Source organism: Phyllobacterium sp. A18/5-2 (assembly GCF_025452215.1).
Taxonomy (GTDB): domain Bacteria; phylum Pseudomonadota; class Alphaproteobacteria; order Rhizobiales; family Rhizobiaceae; genus Phyllobacterium; species Phyllobacterium sophorae.
The window spans coordinates 805,001-810,000 of the sequence record NZ_CP104966.1 but is presented as its reverse complement, the minus strand read 5'-3'; the positions used below and the strand labels follow the sequence as shown (position 1 = coordinate 810,000).

Annotated in this window: 2 protein-coding genes, 1 tRNA gene, 2 rRNA genes and 1 pseudogene (1 of these 6 cut by a window edge); 4 read left to right on the top strand and 2 right to left on the bottom strand. The window is 55.0% G+C overall.

What is annotated here, in order from left to right; genetic code table 11:
* From N8E89_RS04005 to N8E89_RS03990, 4 genes are all read left to right on the top strand, one after another.
* Positions 1 to 2,447, top strand: a 23S ribosomal RNA gene (locus N8E89_RS04005) (it extends 362 nt beyond the left edge of the window).
* Positions 2,448 to 2,730: 283 nt separating this feature from the next.
* Positions 2,731 to 2,845 (top strand): 5S ribosomal RNA (rrf, locus tag N8E89_RS04000).
* A 299-nt stretch (positions 2,846 to 3,144) separates the two neighbouring features.
* Positions 3,145 to 3,221, top strand: a tRNA-Met gene (locus N8E89_RS03995).
* 58 nt (positions 3,222 to 3,279) lie between these two features.
* Positions 3,280 to 3,471, top strand: a complete 192-nt coding sequence (locus N8E89_RS03990; protein ID WP_262261205.1) for a hypothetical protein — start codon at positions 3,280 to 3,282, stop codon at positions 3,469 to 3,471.
* Between the two features lie 232 nt (positions 3,472 to 3,703).
* Here N8E89_RS03990 and N8E89_RS03985 read toward each other — a convergent pair.
* Together N8E89_RS03985 and N8E89_RS03980 are read right to left on the bottom strand one after the other, a co-directional pair.
* Positions 3,704 to 4,194: pseudogene (locus N8E89_RS03985) on the bottom strand (gluconokinase).
* Complete coding sequence (locus N8E89_RS03980; protein ID WP_262261204.1) at positions 4,191 to 4,958, bottom strand: SDR family oxidoreductase; 768 nt, start codon at positions 4,956 to 4,958, stop codon at positions 4,191 to 4,193. Before N8E89_RS03980 ends, N8E89_RS03985 begins: the two are co-directional and overlap by 4 nt.
* Positions 4,959 to 5,000 lie beyond the last annotated feature (42 nt).

Genomic DNA, 5,000 nt, shown 5'->3' with positions numbered 1-5,000 from the left:
GCTAAAGTGGGTGACAGCCCCGTACACGTAATGCGAATAAAAGTCCTTGAGTAGGGCGGGACACGTGAAATCCTGTCTGAACATGGGGAGACCACTCTCCAAGCCTAAGTACTCGTGCATGACCGATAGCGAACCAGTACCGTGAGGGAAAGGTGAAAAGCACCCCGACAAGGGGAGTGAAAGAGATCCTGAAACCGAATGCCTACAAACAGTTGGAGCCCAAGATTTGTTCTGGGTGACAGCGTACCTTTTGTATAATGGGTCAGCGACTTAGTCTGACGAGCAAGCTTAAACCGGTAGGTGTAGGCGCAGCGAAAGCGAGTCTGAACAGGGCGTTCAGTTCGTTGGATTAGACCCGAAACCAAGTGATCTAGCCATGAGCAGGTTGAAGGTAAGGTAACACTTACTGGAGGACCGAACCCGCATCTGTTGCAATAGATTGGGATGACTTGTGGCTAGGGGTGAAAGGCCAATCAAACTTGGAGATAGCTGGTTCTCCGCGAAATCTATTTAGGTAGAGCGTCGATCGAATACCTTCGGGGGTAGAGCACTGGATGGGCTAGGGGATCTCACCGATTTACCAAACCTAACCAAACTCCGAATACCGAAGAGTACTAATCGGCAGACACACGGCGGGTGCTAACGTCCGTCGTGAAGAGGGCAACAACCCTGACCACCATCTAAGGTCCCTAAGTTATGGCTAAGTGGGAAAGGATGTGAGGATCCCAAAACAACCAGGATGTTGGCTTAGAAGCAGCCATCATTTAAAGAAAGCGTAACAGCTCACTGGTCTAAATAAGGGTCTTTGCGCCGAAAATGTACCGGGGCTCAAGCCATACACCGAAGCTGTGGATTTGCAGTTTACTGCAAGTGGTAGCGGAGCGTTCTGTAAGCCGTTGAAGAGGGACCCGTGAGGGCCTTTGGAGGTATCAGAAGTGAGAATGCTGACATGAGTAACGATAAAGGGAGTGAGAGACTCCCTCGCCGAAAGTCCAAGGGTTCCTGCTTAAAGTTAATCTGAGCAGGGTTAGCCGGCCCCTAAGGCGAGGCCGAAAGGCGTAGTCGATGGGAACCACGTTAATATTCGTGGGCCTGCGGGTAGTGACGGATCGCGTGTGTTGTTCCTCCTTATTGGATTGGAGGGGCTTCGAAGCGGTCCCAGGAAATAGCTCCCGCGTATAGACCGTACCCTAAACCGACACTGGTGGACTGGTAGAGAATACCAAGGCGCTTGAGAGAACTGCGTTGAAGGAACTCGGCAAATTGCACGCGTAACTTCGGAAGAAGCGTGACCCTTTTTGACGCAAGTCAAGGAGGGTGGCACAGACCAGGGGGTAGCGACTGTTTACCAAAAACACAGGGCTCTGCGAAGTCGCAAGACGACGTATAGGGTCTGACGCCTGCCCGGTGCTGGAAGGTTAAGAGGAGAGGTGCAAGCTTTGAATCGAAGCCCCAGTAAACGGCGGCCGTAACTATAACGGTCCTAAGGTAGCGAAATTCCTTGTCGGGTAAGTTCCGACCTGCACGAATGGCGTAACGACTTCCCCGCTGTCTCCAACGCAGACTCAGTGAAATTGAATTCCCCGTGAAGATGCGGGGTTCCTGCGGTTAGACGGAAAGACCCCGTGCACCTTTACTATAGCTTTACACTGGCATTCGTGTCGGCATGTGTAGGATAGGTGGTAGACTTTGAAGCCGTGGCGCCAGCCATGGTGGAGTCATCCTTGAAATACCACCCTTACCTATATGGATGTCTAACCGCGGTCCGTTATCCGGATCCGGGACAGTGTATGGTGGGTAGTTTGACTGGGGCGGTCGCCTCCTAAAGAGTAACGGAGGCGCGCGATGGTGGGCTCAGACCGGTCGGAAATCGGTCGTCGAGTGCAATGGCATAAGCCCGCCTGACTGCGAGACTGACAAGTCGAGCAGAGACGAAAGTCGGTCATAGTGATCCGGTGGTCCCGCGTGGAAGGGCCATCGCTCAACGGATAAAAGGTACGCCGGGGATAACAGGCTGATGACCCCCAAGAGTCCATATCGACGGGGTTGTTTGGCACCTCGATGTCGACTCATCGCATCCTGGGGCTGGAGCAGGTCCCAAGGGTATGGCTGTTCGCCATTTAAAGCGGTACGTGAGTTGGGTTCAGAACGTCGTGAGACAGTTCGGTCCCTATCTGCCGTGGGTGTAGGAATATTGACAGGATCTGTCCCTAGTACGAGAGGACCGGGATGGACGTATCTCTGGTGGACCTGTTGTGGCGCCAGCCGCATAGCAGGGTAGCTATATACGGACGGGATAACCGCTGAAGGCATCTAAGCGGGAAACCCACCTGAAAACGAGTATTCCCTATCAGAGCCGTGGAAGACCACCACGTTGATAGGCCGGGTGTGGAAGTGCGGCAACGCATGAAGCTTACCGGTACTAATAGCTCGATTGGCTTGATCATTCTCATTACTCATATCCATCGCAACGCGATGCATATTCGATCTAAAAAGCGCTCACGCATGAGCGGGTCTTCGACCCTATGCTCCGCGAGGGCCTCGCAACGGCTCGGACGCACTAGCGTGCTGTATGGGCTCCTTCTGGAAACAGTCCAGAAAAATTACCCATACAGACCGATAGGTCGTCGTGGCTTGCCACGCGCCGTCGCAGCGCCCGTCCCGGCAGGGACGATACGGCGCGTGAGACAAAAAACTTCCAGCTTCTCACATAACGTTGCGCTTTGCTGACCTGGTGGTTACAGCGGGGTGGCCGCACCCGATCCCATTCCGAACTCGGCCGTGAAACGCCCCAGCGCCAATGGTACTTCGTCTCAAGACGCGGGAGAGTAGGTCGCTGCCAGGTCTGCTAAACGCAACGTTCACGCATGGATAAGCTGCATGCGATACAAAATCTTCTCACCAAACAGAACAATCCAACAGGCCGCCGCTTTCAATGCAGGGCGGCCTTTTTGCTTTTGCAGACCAAACAAAGTAAGATCAAACTTACGCAAAACACGCAAAAGCCACAGACAATTCCGGTCAACAGCCGGATGGTGGCGCGGGGTGGAGCAGCTCCCCGTCCGGCCATAAGCCTCCTTCAGGCAAAAGGCCGGACAAACGGAAAAATCCGGGCTGTTACGGCAACTTGGCCGTTCTTGGTGACGCGGGGTGGAGCAGCCCGGTAGCTCGTCAGGCTCATAACCTGAAGGTCACAGGTTCAAATCCTGTCCCCGCAACCAAACTCAAAAGCAACGCTGTTCATCATCATCACCACCGTTCAGGCGCAGAACCTGAAGGGTGAGCGGGCGTCCGGCAAAGCCGGTCAATCAGTCCAGTGCACCGATTGAAGCCCCGAACGGGCAAATCCTGTCCCCGCAACCAAACTCAAGAACAGCCCTGTTCATCATCATCACCACCGTTCAGGCGCAGAACCTGAAGGGTGAGCGGGCGTCCGGCAAAGCCGGTCAATCAGTCCAGTGGACTGATTGAAGCCCCGAACGGGCAAAGCCTGTCCCCGCAACCAAAATACAAAAAGCCCGGCTCGTCCGGGCTTTTGTATTTTGACCCGGTGGCCGGCCGAGCTGAACCGGCATCAGGGGCCCGCAAGGAGGCCCAGCCGACGCCGCGGGACAAAAACCAAATCCTGTCCCCGCAACCACATCAAGGCCATCAAAACCAGCCTTTCCAAGCAAAAACCCCGCACAAGCGGGGTTTTTGGCGTTTAGAGGCCAAGCTCAGTCAACCAAGACACGCATGTCGCCACAATCTCTGCAACCGGCTTCGCCACATCCTGACGCAGCACAAGCAATTGATTCGAGCCGTCGCCAACTGGCTATCGAGCATTGAAACCGGCATGAAGTGGCCGGTTCGTTTGCTCATGTGGTCACGCAGAACCGCAGGGCTGCCGTCGAGGAAAATGAAGGCAAGGGGACCGCCTGCGGCTTGGCGCAACCGGTCGCGGTATATGCGCTTCAAAGCCGAGCAGGAGACAACGACGCCGTGTTCAGTTTTCGCGAGCTCAGTGCCAATTCGGGCGAGCCAAGGCCAGCGATCTTTGTCCGTCAACGGAATGCCCGATGCCATTTTCTGAACGTTGCTTTCCGGATGCAAAACGTCGCCTTCGATAAATGGCAAGGCCAGCTCGGTGGCAATTCCACTTCCGACAGAGGATTTGCCCGAGCCGCTCACTCCCATGACAACAGCGCAAATCATAGCGAAGCGGTGATGCCGCCATCGATATGGATGACCTGGCCGTTGACGAAGGAAGAGGCATCGCTGGCCAGGAAGATTGCTGCGCCTACCAGTTCCTCGACATTCCCCCACCGGCCGGCCGGCGTGCGCTTTTCCAGCCACGAGGAGAAGTCGGGATTGTCGATCAACGCCTGATTGAGCGGCGTCTTGAAATAGCCGGGCGCGATCGCATTGATCTGTAAACCGTATTTTGCCCAGTCGGCGCACATGCCGCGGGTAAGGTTGCGAACAGCGCCTTTGGTCGCGGTATAGGGTGCGATCGAAGGACGGGCGAGTTCGCTTTGCACGGAAGCTATATTAATGATCTTGCCCCGCCTGCGTCTGATCATGTACTGGGCGACGCTCTGGCCAGTGTAGAAAACACTAGACACATTGGTCTGGAGTAATTGCAGCCATTTGTCTTCAGGGAAATCTTCCAAAGGAGCCCTGAACTGCATACCGGCATTGTTGATCAGAATGTCGATTGCACCGATATCAGACTCAATCCGCTCGATAGCCTGTTTGACTGCCGCAAGGTCAGTAACATCAAAATAAGACGCATGGGCACGGTAGCCGGACGACGTCAATTTTGCGGTTGCAATGTCGACCTTGGCCCTGTCGCGGCCGTTGATCACGACCGCCGCACCATGTGCCGCCAGACCTTCGGCGAGTGCAAGGCCAATACCTTGACTTGACCCTGTGATGAGGGCAAGCCGCCCATCGAGGCTGAATAACGGATAGGACATGATAGCGTTCCCTCATTATGTTCGTCTGGTAGTCACAAGTGC